This window comes from Sphingobium mellinum, assembly GCF_037860795.1.
GTDB classification, from domain to species: Bacteria; Pseudomonadota; Alphaproteobacteria; order Sphingomonadales; family Sphingomonadaceae; genus Sphingobium; species Sphingobium mellinum.
Genome location: NZ_JBANRK010000001.1, coordinates 209,482 through 226,435, shown reverse-complemented (window position 1 = coordinate 226,435; position 16,954 = coordinate 209,482). Strand labels below are relative to the sequence as shown.

General features: G+C 66.9%; 14 protein-coding genes. 12 read left to right on the top strand and 2 right to left on the bottom strand.

Annotated features, from left to right (window positions below):
- Positions 1 to 14: 14 nt before the first annotated feature.
- Positions 15 to 305: a phosphopantetheine-binding protein gene (locus tag AAC640_RS01110; protein ID WP_340264233.1), complete on the bottom strand. Its 291-nt coding sequence runs from the start codon at positions 303 to 305 to the stop codon at positions 15 to 17.
- A gap of 28 nt (positions 306 to 333) precedes the next feature.
- Positions 334 to 1,341, bottom strand: a complete 1,008-nt coding sequence (locus AAC640_RS01105; RefSeq protein ID WP_340264232.1) for a GNAT family N-acetyltransferase — start codon at positions 1,339 to 1,341, stop codon at positions 334 to 336.
- 48 nt (positions 1,342 to 1,389) lie between these two features.
- Between AAC640_RS01105 and AAC640_RS01100 the strand changes: the two genes are divergently transcribed.
- The 12 genes from AAC640_RS01100 (at position 1,390) to AAC640_RS01045 (ending at position 16,907) form a co-directional block, all read left to right on the top strand.
- Complete coding sequence (locus tag AAC640_RS01100; RefSeq protein ID WP_340264231.1) at positions 1,390 to 2,937, top strand: acyl-CoA ligase (AMP-forming), exosortase A system-associated; 1,548 nt, start codon at positions 1,390 to 1,392, stop codon at positions 2,935 to 2,937.
- Entirely contained in the window at positions 2,934 to 4,166 is a 1,233-nt protein-coding gene (locus AAC640_RS01095; protein WP_340264230.1) for a pyridoxal-dependent decarboxylase, exosortase A system-associated, read from the top strand. Before AAC640_RS01100 ends, AAC640_RS01095 begins: the two co-directional genes overlap by 4 nt.
- 135 nt (positions 4,167 to 4,301) lie before the next feature.
- Positions 4,302 to 4,946: an XrtA/PEP-CTERM system exopolysaccharide export protein gene (locus tag AAC640_RS01090; protein WP_340264229.1), complete on the top strand. Its 645-nt coding sequence runs from the start codon at positions 4,302 to 4,304 to the stop codon at positions 4,944 to 4,946.
- 1 nt (position 4,947) lies between these two features.
- Entirely contained in the window at positions 4,948 to 6,480 is a 1,533-nt protein-coding gene (locus AAC640_RS01085; protein WP_340264228.1) for an XrtA system polysaccharide chain length determinant, read from the top strand.
- Positions 6,481 to 6,493: 13 nt separating this feature from the next.
- Positions 6,494 to 7,420 (top strand): P-loop NTPase, encoded by a 927-nt coding sequence (locus AAC640_RS01080; protein WP_340264227.1) that lies wholly within the window; start codon positions 6,494 to 6,496, stop codon positions 7,418 to 7,420.
- Complete coding sequence (locus AAC640_RS01075) at positions 7,420 to 8,997, top strand: hypothetical protein (RefSeq protein WP_422794947.1); 1,578 nt, start codon at positions 7,420 to 7,422, stop codon at positions 8,995 to 8,997. Before AAC640_RS01080 ends, AAC640_RS01075 begins: the two co-directional genes overlap by 1 nt.
- A 23-nt stretch (positions 8,998 to 9,020) precedes the next feature.
- On the top strand, positions 9,021 to 10,244 hold the full coding sequence (locus tag AAC640_RS01070) for an XrtA/PEP-CTERM system-associated ATPase (RefSeq protein ID WP_340264225.1): 1,224 nt from the start codon (positions 9,021 to 9,023) through the stop codon (positions 10,242 to 10,244).
- 23 nt (positions 10,245 to 10,267) lie between these two features.
- Positions 10,268 to 11,116, top strand: a complete 849-nt coding sequence (locus AAC640_RS01065) for an XrtA system polysaccharide deacetylase (protein ID WP_340264224.1) — start codon at positions 10,268 to 10,270, stop codon at positions 11,114 to 11,116.
- Positions 11,113 to 12,183, top strand: a complete 1,071-nt coding sequence (locus tag AAC640_RS01060) for a FemAB family XrtA/PEP-CTERM system-associated protein (RefSeq protein ID WP_340264223.1) — start codon at positions 11,113 to 11,115, stop codon at positions 12,181 to 12,183. The genes AAC640_RS01065 and AAC640_RS01060 overlap by 4 nt, the downstream gene beginning before the upstream one ends.
- Positions 12,180 to 13,409 (top strand): TIGR03087 family PEP-CTERM/XrtA system glycosyltransferase, encoded by a 1,230-nt coding sequence (locus tag AAC640_RS01055; protein WP_340264222.1) that lies wholly within the window; start codon positions 12,180 to 12,182, stop codon positions 13,407 to 13,409. The genes AAC640_RS01060 and AAC640_RS01055 overlap by 4 nt, the downstream gene beginning before the upstream one ends.
- Positions 13,406 to 14,941 carry an exosortase A gene (xrtA, locus tag AAC640_RS01050; RefSeq protein ID WP_340264221.1) on the top strand — a complete coding sequence of 512 codons (1,536 nt, stop codon included), beginning with the start codon at positions 13,406 to 13,408 and terminating at the stop codon, positions 14,939 to 14,941. Before AAC640_RS01055 ends, xrtA begins: the two co-directional genes overlap by 4 nt.
- 70 nt (positions 14,942 to 15,011) lie before the next feature.
- Entirely contained in the window at positions 15,012 to 16,907 is a 1,896-nt protein-coding gene (locus tag AAC640_RS01045) for an XrtA/PEP-CTERM system amidotransferase (protein ID WP_340264220.1), read from the top strand.
- Positions 16,908 to 16,954 lie beyond the last annotated feature (47 nt).

Genomic DNA, 16,954 nt, shown 5'->3' with positions numbered 1-16,954 from the left:
CTTCGATCCAGGGTTCAGCCTGCGGCTTTCGCGTGGGCGAAGGCGACCAGCGTCCCGAAAGTCTCGAAGGTTTCGCCGTCGATATCGTCATCCTCGATCAGGATGTCGAGCCGGTCCTCCATTTCGGTGAGAACGCCCGCGACCGCCATGGAATCGAGTTCGGGCAAGGCGCCGAACAGCGGCGTATCGGCATCGAACGCATCAACGCGGTCTTGCGACAAGGCCAGTACATCGCGCAGCAAATCGCGCATCACAGTGCTGATATCGCTTGTCCGGTCGACCGGCATCATCATTCCCGCCCGCATGATGTGCGACTTCCTAATCGGTTCGTCCTTAGCCCACAAGGGCGGAAATCGCCGTGCGCGCGGCTGGCAGCCAGGTTGAGGCAAATCGCGGGTTGAAGAAATCGAGCCTGAACAGGGTCTCGCGACGCTCCATCCACTCCGCCTTGTAGGGATTGTCCCCGGTGCCATAGTCGATTGTCTGTACGCGATCGACGTCTATCGCGTGGTCAAACATGGCGTGGCTCAGCAGGGTCCCCGGCGACGACCCATCGAACGCCCGGTCGTGCGACAGCTTGTGGATCAGCGCGACGCCATTTTCGATGGTCCACAGCTGCGTCGCGACCGGCTGCCCATTCAGCCGCGCAAAGCCCAGTCGCAATGTCCCCGCCGCAGCCTCCCGACCGGCAAGGTCGCGCAGGAAGGACAGGCCGGGCTCGGGCTGTTTCCAGCTGCTCGCATGGACTGCGATATAGTCGCGCCAAAGGACGTCGTTGATGTCCTTCCTGATCTCTATCGTGAAGCGATCGCTCCGCGTCTTGCGATGGACCTGGCTGCGCAGGCGACCGGGGCGTCCCGCCCAATAGGTCGCGAAGTCGCGGTCCTGAAGGTCCAGCAGGTAGCGCCCGCCCATCGGCCGGCGCACCGCGAACCACCCGCACCGGCGAAAGGCGTCCAGCAGCAGATCGGCACCTTCTGCCACGGGGTAGAGTTCAATTTGCGTCGCGGTCCTGAACAGATGGTCGGCCAGTACCTCCACCAGCCGCCGCCGCGTGGGGGCATCCGGATCGCCCAGATAGACCGGCGCCCAGGAGAAGCTGTACCAGTTGGCCAGCGCACTCGCCCGGCGGCCGGTCGGCGCCAACAGGAACAGCCACGCTTCGGCCGATCCCTCTACCGCCTGAAGGATCCGGACCGGCACTTTCGCGAAACAATGGTTGTATAGCGCTTCGAACCAGTCGATGCGGTCGAACAGCGACGGCGTGCTGGACCGGCCAAGCCCGCCCGCGAGCGCAGCGCGGGCTTGGGCGATCGTGCTATATTCCCTTGTGACCAGCAACCTACTATCTCCCCGGCGCAGCGCCGACCTTAGGTGGAAAGTCTGGACATGGAGTTAAACGACAGCCTGGTCTCCCGCCCGACCATCATCGATGGCGCGCTGGTGCGGCCCATCGATCACCTGCTGCTGTCAGGAGGGCCGGATCGCCCCGCGCTGGATGGTCGTGCGGGCACACAAAGCTACGCTGAACTGCACGACGCGCTGGGACGCCTCGCGGCCTGGCTCGCGGCGTTCGGGCTGGACCGGGGCGCTCGCGTCGCCAGCTGGATCGCCAAGGGGCCGGTGGCCGCGCTCATGCCGCTCGCGGCGCCGCGCGCCGGACTGGTGCATGTGCCGATCAATCCGCTGCTGAAACATGCCCAGGTCGCCCACATCCTGGCCGACAGCGGCGCACGATTGCTGATCGGCACGGGGGGCAGGCTCGATACGCTCGGCCCCGGCGACGTGCCGGACGGCTGCCGGCTGCTGCGCGAAGAGGAAGCCGCCAGCGCCATGAGCGTCGGCGACCCGCTGCCGCCCTCGGGTGCCGATGTCCAGGATCTGGCCGCGATCCTCTACACCAGCGGGTCGACCGGCCGTCCCAAGGGCGTGATGCTGAGCCACGCCAATCTCTGGCTCGGCGCCGTTTCCGTGGCCGACTATCTGGGGATGGGGCCCCATGACCGGACCCTTTGCGTGCTGCCCTTCAGCTTCGACTATGGCCAGAACCAGCTGTTTTCGACCTGGATCGCGGGCGGCTGCGTCTGTCCGCTCGATTATCTGACGCCGCGTGACGTCATGAAGGCGATCGACCGGCGCGCCGTCACCACGCTGGCCGGCGTGCCTCCGCTCTGGGTGCAACTGACCGAACTCAGCTGGGCGCCGGAGGTCGCGGGCAAGCTGCGCCGCATCACCAACAGCGGCGGAGCGCTGACCCGGCCCCTGGTCGCAAAGCTCCGCAGCCTGTTTCCGAACGCCGATCTGTTCCCGATGTACGGGCTGACCGAGGCTTTCCGCTCCACGTACCTGCCGCCTTCGCTGGTCGACAGCCATCCCGAATCGATGGGGTCGGCCATCCCCCATGCGGAGATATTGGTGGTGCGCCCCGACGGCAGCGTCACCGACGACGAAGAGGTGGGCGAACTGGTGCATTGCGGCCCGCTCGTGGCCCAGGGCTATTGGGAGGACCCGATGCGCACGGCCGAGCGGTTCCGCCCTACGCCGGCCGCCTCGCGCTATGACGGCATGGCTGTCTGGTCCGGCGACAGCGTCCGCCGCGACGCACAGGGGTTGCTTTATTTCGTCGGCCGGGACGACGCGATGATCAAGTCCGCCGGCAACCGCATCAGCCCGACAGAGGTAGAGGAAGCGGCGGTCGCCGTGCCCGGCGTGGCGGAGGCTGTCGCCTTCGGCGTCAAGGATGACAGGCTGGGGCAGGCGGTTCGGCTGCTGATCCGCTCCTCCGACTTGGATGCCGCAGCAATCGTGGAGGCCCGGCTGAAGGCGGACCTGCCCAATTTCATGCACCCGCGCGACATCATCCGGCTAGAGGCGTTTCCGCGCACGCCCAACGGTAAGATTGATCGCGTGGCACTTGTCAGGGAACATGACCGATGAAGCCGATGGGACCCATCCCGCCCTTTTTCGACAGCGAGGAAGGCATGCTGCTGATCGGCGGATGCGGAGCGGCCAGCCTGGTGGACGAGGCCGGCGACACGCCGCTGTTCGTCTATGACATGGCCATTGTCGATCGGCAGGTGCGCGCCTGGCGCGGCGCCATGCCGGCGGCGCTTTCCTTGCATTATGCGGTCAAGGCCAATCCCTATCCGCCCTTGCTGCAACGTATGGCCGGGCAGGTCGACGGATTCGACGTGGCGTCGGGCGGCGAACTGGCGCGCGCCCTGGAAGCGGGCATGAACGCCGCGCATGTCAGCTTCGCTGGCCCCGGCAAGCGGGACGATGAACTGGCCGCCGCGATCGATGCGGGCGTCACGCTCAATCTTGAATCCGCGGGGGAGGCCCGGCGCGCCGTCGCGATCGCGGAAAGGCGGGGGCGCACGCCCCGGCTCGCCATCCGGGTCAATCCGGACTTCGACCTCAAGGGGTCGGGGATGCGGATGGGCGGCGGGGCGAAGCCGTTCGGCGTCGACGCGGATCGGGCGGCCGACCTCGCCCGCTGGATCATCGACGCGGGCGCGGACTGGCGCGGTTGGCACATCTTCGCCGGATCGCAGGCGCTGTCGGCGGAGGCGCTCATCGACATGCAGGCGGCCACGATCGGTCTTGCGGCCCGGCTGTCGAACGCCGTCGGCACGTCCCCGCCGCTGGTCAATCTGGGCGGGGGCTTTGGCATCCCCTATTTTCCCGGCGATGAACGACTCGATGTCCGGCCGATCGGCGAGGCCTTGGGCCAGACGCTGCATGCCCGCGCGGACATATTGGCCGACAGCGAGTTCGCGATGGAACTGGGCCGATGGCTGGTGGGCGAGGCAGGTGTCTATCTCACCCGCGTGGTCGACGTGAAGCAGAGCCAGGGCGAAACCTTTGTGGTGGTCGACGGCGGACTGCATCACCAACTGGCGGCGAGCGGCAATTTCGGCACCGTGGTGCGGCGCAACTATCCGATCGCCGTCGCCAACAGGTTCGGTGCCATCCCGGCGGAAGAGGCGGTGACGGTCGTCGGATGCCTTTGCACCCCGATCGACAAGCTAGGCGACAAGCTGATGCTGCCCCCGGTTGAGGAGGGCGACCTGATCGCGATCTTCCTCGCGGGGGCCTATGGCGCTTCCGCCAGCCCTGCCGCCTTCCTGGGCCACCCTCCCGCCCTGGAGCTATTACTTGGCTGATATGCCAAAGGTTTCACGCCTAACCCTATCTTTACCCTTTGACGGCAAGAAGTAGCCCAAAGCTCGACGCGTGATAGCGTGCCTTGCCTTCGTGGCGGGCACCGCGCGCGCGGCTTGCCACGATGAGGTGAAGATATGCGTTTCCTGTCGGTTTCCCGCGCGCTGATCGGCCTGTCCCTGCCGGCGGTCGCCCTTTCCGGTTGCGCGTCGAGCGGCGGTGGCCAGCAATTGCCGCCCGCATCCTTCGTGTCCCAGCAGGAAGGGCCGGGCGAAGAATATGTGATCGGCCCGCTGGACGACCTCACCGTCTTCGTCTGGCGCAATCCCGAACTGGGCGCGAAGGTGCAGGTGCGGCCCGACGGGCGCATCACCACGCCGCTGATCGCCGACATGCCGGCCGTGGGCAAGACGCCCAAGCAGCTGGCGGACGACATGAAGGTCGCCCTGTCCAAATATATCGAAAACCCGCTGGTGTCGGTGATCGTCAATAATTTCTCGGGCACCTTCAGCCAGCAGGTGCGGGTCGTGGGCGCGACCGAAAAGCCCGCCTCCATTCACTACCGGGCGAACATGACGCTGCTCGACGCGATGATCTCGGTCGGCGGCCTGTCGGAATATGCCGCGGGCAATCGTGCCCGGCTCGTCCGCTTCAACAGGGAAACCGGCAAGCAGCAGGAATATCAGGTCCGCATCGGCGATCTGCTCAAGCGCGGCGACAGCAAGGCGAACGTCATGCTGTCGCCCGGCGACGTCATCATCATTCCCGAAAGCATGTTCTGATATGGCCGGTCTCTATGACGAACTGCTGATCCTGCTGCATGGCATCTGGACGCGGCGCTGGCTCGCGCTTGGCGTCGCATGGGGCGTTTGCCTGGTCGGCTGGCTGGGCGTGGCGCTCGTGCCCAACACCTATGAAAGCAAGGCGCGGGTCTATGTGAACACGCAATCGCTGTTGCAGGACAAGGTGGGCATCACCCAGGTCCAGTCGCAACAGGACCTCGACCGCGTCCGCCAGACGCTGGCGAGCACCGGCAATCTGGAACGCGTCGTCAAGGAAACCGACCTCAACCGCACCGTTAGCGGTCCGCGCGACCTGGCGGCGACAATCACCAAGCTGCGTGAAGGTATCACGGTGATGGCGCAGCTCGACCCGAGCATGATCGACATCAGCGCGAAATCGGCCGACGCCAGCCTGTCGGACGGAGCCAATGCGCGGATCGCCCAGCAGGTCGTGCAAAAGCTGATCGACATCTTCCAGGAAGCGAACCTGTCCTCCGACCGGGTGGAAACGAAGCAGAGCCTTGCCTTCCTCGACCAGCAGCTTGCCGAGCGCGGCCGCCAACTCGCCGCCGCCGAGCAGCGCCGCGTCGAGTTCGAACAGCGCTATGCGGGGCTGTTGCCGGGCGCCGGATCGATCGGCCAGCGCATGGACGCGGCCCGGGTGGAGATCAACAATATCGAATCGCAGCTGGTGCAGGCGCAAAGCGCGCTCAGCGCCATGAACGGACAGCTGGCGGGCACGCCGGCAGTGCTGCCGGGCGTCGGCGCGTCGGGCGGTCCCTCCGCTCTCGCCCAGGCCCAGGCTGACCTTGCCGGCATGCGCGCACGCGGCTGGACCATTGACCATCCCGACGTGATTGCTGCCCAGCGGCAGGTCGAAGCGCTGCGCCGACAGGGCGGCGGCGCCGGGGGCGCCGGCGCCGGGGGCGCCGGGGGACAGGCCAATCCCGCCTATCTCTCGATCAAGTCGATGCAGGCCGAACGGGCTGCGACCGTGCAGGCACTCCAGACCCGCAAGAGCCAGTTGCAGGCTGATCTTGCCGCCATGTCGTCGCGCCAGACCGACGAGCCTGGCCTCGCCGCCGAGCAGGAAAAGCTCGAACGCGACTATGATGTGCTCAAGACGCAATATGACAAGCTGCTTTCTGACCGCGAGGATGTGCGCCTGCGCGGTGACGTGAAGACGGAAACCGGATCGGTCCAGTTCCGCGTCATCAATCCGCCGAGCGCGCCGACCGTGCCCAGTGCGCCCAACCGGCCGCTGTTGCTCGTTGCGGTGCTGGTGCTCGGCATCGGCGCCGGCGTCGGGACGGCCTTTGCCATGAGCCAGCTCAAGGGCAGCTTTCCCACCGTCGCGAGGCTGGAACGGGCGATCGGCCTGCCGGTCATCGGGTCGGTCACCCAGACCGTCAGCGCCGGCCAGAAGCTGGTCGAGCGGCAGCGCCTGAAATGGTTTGCCGGTGCCAGCGGGGGTCTTGCGGCGGTCTGTCTGCTGCTGATCCTCGTCGAATTCGTCCAGCGCGGCATGGCCTGAGGAGGGTCGGACAATGAACAAGCACAGCTCCCTTGCCCGAGGTTCGCTGATCGAACGCGCAACGGAAATCTATGATTTCAGCGCCGCCTTGCGCGGCCGGGGCGCGCCGGAGGTCGATCTGTCCGCTGACGTGCCCGTCGCGCCTCCCGCGCCAATGGCCGACATGGCGCAGCCTGCATCCTTCGAAACGGGTTACCGCGCGCCGGACTGGCACGGGCCGGTCCAGGCGATCGACCGGATCGCGCTGGTCGAGGGCGGCTATCTGCTGCCCGATGCGCCTGTAACTGCGATGAGCGAGGAGTTCAGGCTGCTCAAGCGGGACCTGCTGGCCCTGCTTGGCGATGATCCACGCGGCAATCGCGTTCTCGTCTGCTCCGCCCACGGCGGCGAGGGAAAGAGCTTCTGCGCGATCAACCTGGCGCTCAGCCTGGCGGCGGAACGGGACAGGGAAATCCTGCTGGTGGATGCCGATTTCGGCAAGCCCGGCATCCCGGAGGCGCTGGGGCTGGCGAGTGGACCGGGCCTTATGGACGCGCTCGCTGACCCGATGATGGCGATCGAGGATTGCGTGATCCGCACCGACATTCCTTCGCTTTCGGTCCTGCCGGCCGGCCAGCGCAGCAACAATGACACAGAATATCTCGCCTCCGCGCGCACCGACGCGCTGCTCGGCCGGCTGACGGAGGGGCGGCCCGAACGGATCATCCTGTTCGACTCGCCGCCGTTGCTCGCCGCTTCGGCAGGCGCGGTGCTGGCCAGCCACGCCGCCATCGCGCTGTTGGTGGTGCGCGCCGATCGTACCAGCGAAAGCGCGCTGCGCGATGCGGCAGGCCTGTTGAAGGCGGCGGGCCAGGTGCAGTTGCTGCTGAACGGCGTCACTTTCTCCGCCAGCGGGCGGCGCTTCGGCAACTATTATGCCCAGGAAGGCGAAGAGACATGATGCTTCGCGCCTCCTTTCTGTTCCTCGGCGCAATGGCAACGACAGCGCCGGCTCTGGCAGGCGAACGCAAGGTCGATGTGACGCCCTATCTGGGCGTCGATCAGGTCGCGCTGGTGCCGCTCAAGGGCGACGGCGACGTCCTCACCTATACCAACGTCACGGCCGGCGTCACCGCTCAGATCCAGACCCGTCGGCTGGAGGCTGCGGCCGACGTGCAATATAATCACAGCTTCGGCTGGGGCAGCGAAGCGACCGACCAGGATGTCATCAGCGGCATCGTATCGGGCCATTATGGCCTGTCGCGCGGACTGACGCTGAACGCCGGTGCGCTCGCGACGCGCATCCGCACCGACGGCTTTTCCGGCGCGACGACGCTCAACGACAGCCACACCGCCCAGGTCTATGCCGGCTATGTCGGGCCTTCCTACGCGGGATCGTTCGGCGACATCGACGTCAGCGCATCCTACCGCCTGGGCTATGCGCGGGTGGACGAGGATGTCGACGCCGATCTCGCCGGCGCGCCCGCCATCGGCTCGTTCGGCAAGTCTGTGTCGCACACTCTCACCGGCTCCGTCGGCGTCGCGCCGGGCCTGTGGTTGCCGCTCGGGATCGTGGTCAGCGGCGGCTATGACCGCGAGGATGCGAGCGAACTCGACCAGCGGTTCGAGGATGGCTGGGGCCGGGTGGACGCGACGCTGCCCGTTTCGCCCACCGTCGCTCTCGCGGGCGGCATCGGCTATGAGGATATCAAGGTCAGCCAGCGCGCCCCGCTGCTTGACGGCAACGGCGTGCCCGTCGTCCGCAACGGCCGCTACGTGACCGACGACAGCTCGCCGCGTGCCCTGATCTACGATTTCGACGACATTATCTGGGACGTCGGCGTGCTCTGGCGCCCCAGCCATCGCACCTCTCTGGAGGCACGGGTGGGCGAGCGCTATGGCGGCATGAGCTACACCGGCAGCTTCGTCTGGCAGGGCCGCAACCAGAGCGTCGCGCTGGTGGTGTTCGACGGCATTGACAGCTTCGGGCGGATCATCACCTCCAACGTCGCGACCTTGTCGGGCAGCAACATGAATGTCGTGCGCAATCCCTTCACCGGCGACTTCACCGGCTGCGCCTTCTCGCAAAGCGGCGGTGGCCAATGCTTCAACGACGCCCTGTCGGGCGTGACCGCCGCCAATTTCCGCTACAGGGGCGTCGCTGCCCAATATGCGGCGCAGCGCGGCCCCTGGGGCCTTGGCGTCGGCATCGGCTATTCCCAGCGCAAGTTCGTGACGCCGTCCACCGAGACCATTCTGGTGCGCGGCTCGAAGGACCAGAACTGGTATGGCACGGCATCGCTCAGCTATGTGATCGACAGCAAGTCCAGCCTCGATGGCGCGATCTACGCCAATTATTTCGACGCCAGCGGATCGCGGCTGGACGTGCTCAACATGGGTGCCTTCACCAGCTACAACCGCCTGATCGACCGCCGTCTGCAGGCGTCCGCCTCGCTCGGCCTCGACAGCGCCAAGGCGGACGATCTCGACGCCGTCATCAACGCCATGGGCCAGATCGGCCTTCGATACAGCTTCTGAACCCGTCCGGGTGGAGACGAAACATGTACGACCAGTTCTACGGATTTGAAGCGCGGCCCTTCCAGCTTACCCCGGATCCGCATTTCTATTTCGAAAGCGCGACGCATCGCAAGGCGCTGTCCTATCTGGGCTACGGCCTGGCGCAGGGCGAAGGCTTCATCGTCATCACCGGCGACATCGGTGCGGGCAAGACGACGCTGGTCGGTCACCTGATGGCCACGATCGATCCGGCGCGCCTCACCGCCGTCAAGATCGTGTCGACGCAGGTCGGGGGCGACGACATGCTGCGCCTCACCGCGCAGAGCTTCGGTCTCCCCACCGAGAACTTGCCCAAGGCCCAGATCCTGCGTCAGGTCGAAGCGTTCCTGCACGCCCAGGCGCGCGCCGGCCGCCGTTCGCTGCTGATCGTCGACGAAGCCCAAAATCTCTCGGTCTCCGCGATCGAGGAACTGCGGATGCTTTCCAACTTCCAGCTTGGCGGCCATTCGCTGCTGCAGATCTTCCTGCTCGGCCAACCGGAATTTCGCGACCTTTTGAAATCGCAGGATCTCGAACAGCTGCGCCAGCGCGTGATCGCGACCCACCATCTCGACCCGATGCAGCCCGACGAAGTCGAACCCTATATCCTGCATCGCCTGTCGGTGGCGGGATGGAACGGCGACCCGCATTTCACGCCGGACGCCTTCGCCGCCATCTATGCCGCGACCGGCGGCGTTCCGCGCCGCATCAACGTGCTGGCGAGCCGCGTGCTGCTGCTCGGCGCGCTGGACCAGCTGTCGGAAATTGACGGCGATGCGGTCCAGGCCGTGGTCGCGGACATGGGCGCCGACAGCGATGCGACCATCCAGCCGATGAGCGCCTCGCCGCTCGATCGAGCGGAGGAGGAACCGAACCCGCCCGCCGCGAGGACGATCGAGACACGGCAAGTCGATGAGGTCGCCGCGCTGCGCGCCGAACTGGCCGGACTGCGCAGCCGCCAGCCCGAGCCGCAGGTCACGCTGACGCAGGAGATCGCCGCGCTGCGGGCGGAAGTCGACGCGCTGCGCGTCGAGCAGGCCGTCATCCAGTCGGTCGACCCCGAAGCGCTGAAGGATTGCTTCGCCCTGATCGAGGAACGCCTGTCCTCGCTCGAATTCCGCGTCGGTGAACAGGACACGGCGCTGCGCCGGGTGCTGACGCTGCTGGTCGAATGGGTCGAGCGCGAACAGCGCATGGGTGATTCGCCGCGCAGCGCCGCGGCCGCCTGATCCCTCCCTCGCGCGCCGAGCCGATGATGCAGAACGCACTGTCCGTCGATGTCGAGGACTGGTTCCATGTCGGCGCGTTCGAGCGCACGATCGATCGCGCCGACTGGGTGGACCTCACCCATCGGGTCGAACGCAACACCGACGCGGTGCTGGCGCTGTTCGCCGAAGCGGGCGTCCGCGCAACCTTCTTCACATTGGGCTGGGTAGCCGAATATTATCCCGCGCTGATACGGCGGATCGCCGAGGCGGGGCATGAGGTGGCGAGCCATGGCTATGACCATGCCCGCGTCTTTTCACTGTCTCCCCAGGCCTTCCGCGCTGACCTGCGCCGCTCCCGCGCGTTGTTGCAGGATGCGGGCGGACAGCCGGTCCTTGGCTATCGCGCGCCCAGCTTTTCCATCGATCGGCGCACGCCATGGGCACATGAGATATTGGCCGAGGAAGGCTATCTCTATTCCAGCAGCGTGGCGCCCATCCGGCATGACCATTATGGCTGGCCGCAATCGCCGCGTTTCGGTTGGAAGCCGGTGGCGGGCGCCCCCCTGCTCGAACTCCCCGTCACCACGGCGGAATTTCTGGGCCGCAGGCTGGCGGCGGGTGGCGGGGGTTTTTTCCGTCTTCTGCCCTATGGCTTTTCCCGCTGGGCGATCCGGCAGGTGAACGCGCGCGACCAGCGGCCAGCGATTATCTATTTCCACCCGTGGGAAATCGATCCCGACCAGCCGCGCGTCGCGGGCGCGCCCCTCAAATCCCGCTTGCGCCATTACAGCAACCTGTCCGTCATGGCCGACAAGCTGCGCCGCCTGACGCGCGACTTCGCCTGGACCCGCGTCGACGCCCTTGTCGCCCGGGAAGCGGAGCGCGCGGCATGATCGCCGGCAATCGTGCGGACCTTGCCGTCACCACGCTTGACCTTCGCGATGCAGCGCAGGTCGAGGCCGCCGACGCCTTCGTGCGGGGCAGGGCGGATGGCACCCCCTTCCACCGGCCCGCCTGGCTGCGCGCGATCGAGCGGGGCACCGGCAATGCGGCGCACATGCTGGCGGCAGTGGCACCGTCGGGGCGCATCGTCGGCCTGCTGCCGCTGACCCATGTAAAAAGCCGGCTGTTCGGTCAGGCGCTCGTATCCTCCGGCTTCGCTGTCGACGGTGGCATAATGGCGGACGACCCCAGCGTGGTCGCAGCGCTCGCGGCGGCAGCGCAGGCCGTGGCGCGGACCCACGGCATCGGATCGGTGGAACTGCGCGGCGGCGCGGCGCCCGCCGCAGACTGGACGCGGCATGATGGCAGCCACTTTGGCTTCACCCGGGCGCTCGCCGTCGATGACGAGGCCGAACTCCTCGCCGTCCCCCGCAAGCATCGCGCCGAACTGCGCAAGGCGCTCGGCAATCCTGCGCTTGAAGTGAAGGTCGGCCGCGGCCCAGGGCTCGTGCGCGACCATTATCATGTCTATGCGACCAGCGTTCGCAACCTCGGCACGCCCGTCTTCCCCGCCCGCCTGTTCCGCGAGGCGCTGACGCATTTCGGCGAGGATGCCGACATATTGGCCGTTTATGAAGGCGGCCGGCCGGTGTCCGCCGTGCTGAGCCTCTATCATGCGGGCCGCGTAATGCCCTTTTGGGGCGGCGGCATTGGCGACGCGCGGCGGCTGCGGTCGAACGAACTCATGTATTACCGGCTGATGGCGCATGGCCGCGATCGGGGGATGCGCCTGTTCGACTTCGGCCGGTCGAAGGCGGGCAGCGGGCAGGCCGCCTGGAAGAAAAGCTTCGGCTTCGACCCCGTTCCGCTATCCTATTACAGCTGGTCTGCCGACGGGCAGCGGCGCGACGTCAACCCCAACAGCCCGCGCTATCAGCGGCGTGTGGATTTGTGGAAGAAGCTGCCGCTTCCGGTCGCCAACCTCATCGGCCCCTTCATCGCGCGTGGCCTGGGATGACGGGCGAGATCCTCTTCCTGTGCCACCGCATTCCCTTCCCGCCCGACCGGGGGGACAAGATCCGCTCCTATCATCTGCTCAGGCGCCTGGGCGAAATCGCGCCGGTCCATGTCGGCTGTTTTGCCGACGACGACCGCGACATGGGTTTTGGGGCTGATATGGGCCGCCTGACCGCAAGCCAATGTGTGCTGAAGCGCGATCGCTCGCGGGTTGCGGCGGGGCTGGCTGGCCTTGTCAAGCGTCAGCCGATGCTCATCTCCCTTTTCGACAGTCCCGCCCTGCATGACTGGGTCCGCCGCACCCTGGCCGATCGGCCGATCACCGCTGTCGTCGCCTATTCGGCACAGATGGCGCATTTCGTGCCGACCCTGCCGACGGGCGTCCGCTTCCTCATGGATTTCGTCGATTTCGATTCGGCCAAATATGCCGCTTATGGACGGGGCGGCGTCGGCCCCATGGGCTGGATCAACCGCCGCGAAGGGCGCACATTGCTGGCCTTCGAGCGCGCGACGGCGGCCCGCGCCGACATCAGCGCCTTCGTCAGCGAAGCGGAAGCGGCCCTGTTCCGCGCGGCGAGCGGCCTCGGGCCTGATCGCGTCATCGCCATCGATAATGGCGTGGCGCTCGACTATTTCGATGCCAATGCCGCCTTCCTGCGCATTGATCCGCCGGCGCGCCCCTTGCTCGTCTTCACCGGCCAGATGGATTATCGCCCGAATATCGAGGCGGTGGACAGCTTCGCCCGGCGGACCTTCCCCGCGCTACGGGCGCTGCATCCGCAAGCCTGCTTCGCCATCGTCGGCCGCAATCCCGCGCCGCAGGTGCAGGCGCTGGCCGCGCTTCCGGGTGTAGTCGTCATCGGCGCGGTGCCTGACGTGCGTGGCTGGCTCGCTGCGGCCGATGTGGTCGTCGCCCCCTTGCGGATCGCGCGCGGCATTCAGAACAAGGTGCTGGAGGCCATGGCCATGGCTCGCCCGATCGTGGCTTCGCCGCAAGCCGCGGAAGGGATCGACGCGCGGGATGGCCAGCATCTGCTCATCGCCGCCGATCCGGCCGATGAGGTCGCGGCAATTGCCGATCTGCTCGCCGATCGGGAAAGGGCGGCACGACTGGGCGCCGCCGCCCGCGCGCGGATGGAAGAACGCTATCGCTGGTCCGAAACGCTGCGCGATCTGCCCGCCATGCTGTTTGGCCCTGCCGACGTGAAGGATGCGTGCGCCGCATGAACGGCCGTGCGGTCCGATGGAAGGGCGCCGTGCCCGCCTCGCGCAGCGCATGGCGCGCCCATCTGACCGCGCTCGGCCTGTTGGCCAGCGCCATCCTGCTCCTGTTTTATCGCGATCTGTTCTCGATGCTGTCGATATGGTGGAACGCATCCACCTTCGGCCATTGTCTGTTCATTCCCTTCATCATCGCCTGGCTTGTCCAGCAACGGCTTTCGGGCCTGCGCCATCTGCGGCCCGTTGCCTGGGCGCCGGGGCTGCTCTGGCTGGCCATCGGCGCCTTTGCTTGGCTGCCAGGCGCGGCGGCGGGCGTGGCGCTGTTCCGTCACGCCGCGCTGATCCTCATGCTGCAGGGCGCGGTCATCACAGTGCTGGGACCAGCGGTCGGCAGGGCGCTGGTCTTCCCGCTTTTCTACGCCTTTTTCATGGTGCCGGTGGGGGAGGAGATTGTCGCGCCGCTGCAAATCGTTACCGCGCGGCTGGCGATGATCTTCCTTGGCATCGCGCAGGTGCCCGCGCATCTGGACGGCATCTTCATCACGACCCCAACCGGCTACTTCCGGGTGGCCGAGGCTTGCTCGGGCGCCAAGTTCGTCATCGCCATGACCGCTTATGGCGCGCTGGTCTGCAATGTCTGCTTTGCCACCTGGCGGCGGCGCATCCTCTTCATGGCCGGCGCGCTTTCGCTATCGGTGCTGGCCAACGGGCTGCGGGCGTTCGGGACGATCTGGGTCGCGCATCTGACCAGCATCAATGCGGCGAAGGGCTTCGATCACGTCGTCTATGGCTGGATATTCTTCGCCATCGTCATGACCGTGGTGATGGCGGTGGCCTGGCGATTTTTCGACCGCAAGCCCGGCGACCCCTTCTTCGACCCGCAGCGATTACGGGCTCAAGGGCACGGGACCGTCGCGCTGGGAACGGCCTGCGGCATGGCGTTCGCGATCATCATCGCCGCGCCCTTGTGGCTGGCGGCTGGCGTGGCATCGGGCGCCCGGCTTCCGGGGCCGCCCGCCTTGCCCGTGGTCAGGGGATGGGAAAGGCAGGGCGGGCATGCCGGCTACCCCTGGCGACCTCGCTTTGATGGGGCGGATTATCTTGTCCTCGGGCGCTATCGCCACGCCGGCGGGCAAGTGGTCGACCTCGCCATCGCCACGTTCGACCGGCAGGATGAAGGCCGCGAACTGGTCGGCTTCGGCCAGGGGGCGGCCGATCCCGACACGCGATGGAGCTGGTCCTCGCCCGCGCCTGCGCCCGACAACGCACGCGGCGAACAGATTACGGCGCCCGGCCCGGTGATCCGCCATGTCGTCAGCTTCTATCGCGTAGGCGCGGGCGATTTCACCGGCAGCGGCCCTCGAGTCAAACTGGCCACGATGAAGGCGCGGTTGCTGGGTCAGGATGAACGCGCGGTGGCGCTGCTGGTATCCGCCGAGCAGCGGCCGGGCGCGCCCGCCGACGCCGCCATCGCCGCCTTTCTGCGCGATCTTGGCGACATGAAGGATTTGGCCGGCCGCAGCGTCGGCATCCGCTGATGTGCTTTTCCGCATTCTGCGAGCCGTCGACTGTTCCAGCCGACTTCAGAATGCTCTAGAGCCCTTTCGCATGTGCGGGATAGCGGGCATCTTCCACCTCGAAACGGCCAAGCCGGTCGATCCCGCGCGGGTGCGGGCCATGCTGGACGCCATGCCCTATCGCGGTCCCGACGGCAGCGGCATCTGGACCGCGCCGGGTGTGGGCCTCGGGCATCTGCGCCTCTCGATCATCGACCTTGAATCCGGCGCGCAGCCCATGTTGACGGAAGATGAGAGCCTGGCCGTCGTCTTCAACGGCGAAATCTACAATTTCGCCGAAGTCCGCGCCGAACTGGAAGCCAAGGGCCATGTCTTCCGCACTCACAGCGACACTGAAGTGATCCTGCACGGCTATCGCCAGTGGGGCGAAGCCTGTGTGCAGCGTTTTAACGGCATGTTCGCCTTCGCCCTGTTTGACGCGCGGGCGCAGGCGCTCTGGATGGCGCGGGACCGGCTGGGCGTGAAGCCGCTTCATTATGCGCTGCTGTCCGATGGCAGCCTGATCTTCGGGTCGGAACTCAAAAGCCTGCTCGCCCACCCGCTGCTCCGCCGCGCGCCGGACCTGTCGGCGGTCGAGGATTATATGGCCTATGGCTATGTCCCCGACGACGCCTGCCTGGTCGCCGGGGTGCGCAAGCTTGGCGCGGGCGAGACGCTTCGCCTGGTGCGCGGCAAACCGATACCGCAGGCGCAACGCTATTGGGACGTCAGCTTCGCCGATCGCAGCAAGGCATCGCCCCAGGCGCTGGAGGAAGAACTGGTCGCGCTGATGCGCCAGGCGGTGCGGTCGCGCATGGTCGCCGACGTGCCGCTCGGCGCCTTCCTGTCGGGCGGCGTCGACAGCAGCAGCGTCGTCGCGCTGATGGCGGAGGCGTCGTCCCAGGCGGTCAAGACCTGCACCATCGGCTTCGACGTCGCGGCGCTGGACGAAACCGCCTATGCCGACCGCATCGCCCGCCGCTTCGCGACCGACCACCGCACGCGGATCGTCTCGCCCGACGACTTCGCGCTTATCGACACGCTTGCCTTTCATTTCGACGAACCCTTCGCCGACGCTTCGGCGCTCCCGACCTATCGCGTGTGCGAACTCGCGCGCGAGCAGGTGACGGTGGCGCTGTCCGGCGATGGCGCCGACGAGGCGTTCGCCGGCTATCGCCGCCATCGCTTCCAGATGCAGGGCGAAAGGGTGCGCGCCCTCATCCCCGCATCGGTGCGGCACTCGCTGTTCGGCACTCTGGGCCGCTGGTATCCCAAGCTTGACTGGGCGCCCCGGCCGCTGCGCGCCAGGGCGACCCTGCTTGAACTGGCGGGCGAGGGCGCCGAAGCCTATGCCGCGTCGATCGGCGTGACGCCCCGCCACCTGCGCCAGCGCCTGTTCAGCCAGGACATGCGGACGCGGCTGGGCGCCTATCGCGCCGAGGATCGCTACATCCGCGCCATGAACGACGCGCCCGCCCGTGATCCGCTCGACCGCGCCCAATATGCCGACATCCGTATCTGGCTGCCCGGCGACATCCTGACCAAGACCGACCGGATGAGCATGGCCGTCAGCCTCGAAGCGCGCGAGCCGCTGCTGGATCACCGGCTCGTCGAATTCGCCGCGCGCCTGCCGGTGAACCAGCGCATTCGCGGCAACAGCGGCAAATATCTGATGAAGAAGGCGATGGAGCCCTATCTGCCGCAGGACATTCTCTATCGGCGAAAAATGGGTTTCGTGACGCCCATCAGCGACTGGTTTCGCGGGCCGCTCGCGGGCGAGGCCAGCGCCATCGCCGGCGGGTCCGCGCTGGCGAAGACGGGCTGGTTCGACGCCAGGATGCTGGGCAAGGTCGCGGCCGACCATAAGTCGGGTATTGCCGATCATGGCCGGCTGCTCTGGCAATTGCTGATGCTGGACAAGGCTCTGGTGCGGCTGTTCGGACTATAGCTGCCCCGTTCGCTTCGCGCTTATCGAGAAGCGCCCAGGATTTGCTG